The organism is Bacillus sp. LR--39 (assembly GCF_053613335.1).
In genome coordinates this window covers 1-892 of the sequence record NZ_JBSIOT010000527.1, presented here as the reverse complement: position 1 = coordinate 892, position 892 = coordinate 1, and the positions used below count along the sequence as shown (strand labels likewise).

Annotated in this window: 1 protein-coding gene; it reads left to right on the top strand. The window is 40.8% G+C overall.

All coding sequences use genetic code 11. The features are described from left to right. On the top strand, nt 1-892 hold an 892-nt coding region (gene glgB, locus ACWHAR_RS24655), incomplete at both ends, for a 1,4-alpha-glucan branching enzyme (protein WP_452088129.1).

Sequence of the window (892 nt, the reverse complement as noted above, 5' to 3'; positions counted from 1 at the left end):
TGTATTGGCCAAATCAGGATGAACGCCACACGAATCCATATGCTGTTGATTTTTTAAAAAAACTCAATCAAACCATGAGAGAGACATATCCCCATGTGATGATGATTGCAGAAGATTCTACAGAATGGCCTCAAGTGACAGGTGCCGTTGAGGAAGGGGGGCTTGGTTTTCATTATAAATGGAATATGGGATGGATGAATGACGTACTGAAATACATGGAGACGCCGCCCGAAGAAAGGCGGCATTGTCATCAGCTTATCTCTTTTTCATTACTGTATGCGTTTAGTGAGCATTTTGTATTGCCGTTTTCTCATGATGAAGTCGTATACGGAAAAAAATCACTTCTTAATAAAATGCCTGGCGACTACTGGCAGAAATTTGCCCAGTATCGGCTTTTGCTGGGCTATATGACAGTGCATCCCGGAAAGAAATTGATCTTTATGGGATCAGAGTTTGCCCAATTTGATGAATGGAAAGATACAGAACAGCTTGATTGGTTTTTGGACTCCTTCCCCATGCATCAGAAAGCCAGCGTTTTTACGCAAGATCTTCTCCGCTTTTACCAAAAAAGCAAAATCCTTTATGAGCATGACCATCGTGCACAATCGTTTGAATGGATTGATGTCCATAATGACGAACAATCAATCTTTTCTTTTATTCGTTATGGCAAAAAGCACGGTGAGGCACTTGTCATCATTTGTAATTTTACACCCGTGGTCTATCATCAATATGATGTTGGAGTTCCTTTTTTTACTCAATACATTGAAGTGCTTAACAGTGACAGTGAAACATATGGAGGCTCAGGGCAAATCAACAAAAAGCCATTATCGGCCAAAAAGGGAGCACTTCATCATAAACCGTGTTATATCATGATGACCATCCCCCCTTACGG